Annotated in this window: 1 protein-coding gene; it reads right to left on the bottom strand. The window is 43.5% G+C overall.

Annotation, left to right across the window (positions count from 1 at the left end; translation table 11 throughout):
* Positions 1 to 444: HEAT repeat domain-containing protein (locus I8751_RS29970; RefSeq protein ID WP_225894485.1), on the bottom strand; the 444-nt coding region annotated here is incomplete at both ends.

The following is a 444-nucleotide window of genomic DNA, read 5'->3' as shown; positions in this document are numbered from 1 at the left end:
CGCACATACTGATCATCATCGGCGATCGCGCGTTCTTTTAGCCAAGACAGGGTATTGGGGTCATCTTTAAATCCCCGTGCTAATTCTTGCACTGCTGCTTGTCGCACATCAGAATATTTATCTGCGATCGCACTTTGTTTGAGAATAAAGAAAGTATCTAAGTTATCTTTAAACCCCCGTGCTAATTCTTGCACTGCTGCTTGTCGCACATACTCATTATCATCAGCGATCGCACGTTGTTGAACAATAGCAAGAGTTTCATGGTCATCTTTAAATCCGCGCGCTAATTCTTGCACTGCTACTTGTCGCACAGTCCAATCATTATCAGCAATGGCGCATTTTTGCAGCCAAGGAAGGGTATCATGGTCATGTTTAAATCCGCGTGCTAATTCTTGTACTGCTACTTGTCGCACAGCACCAGAATTATCAGTAATCACAAGTTGT

Source organism: Atlanticothrix silvestris CENA357 (assembly GCF_016056295.1).
Lineage (GTDB): Bacteria > Cyanobacteriota > Cyanobacteriia > Cyanobacteriales > Nostocaceae > Atlanticothrix > Atlanticothrix silvestris.
The sequence above is the reverse complement of the archived record's forward strand: the minus strand, read 5'-3'. Positions and strand labels throughout refer to the sequence as shown.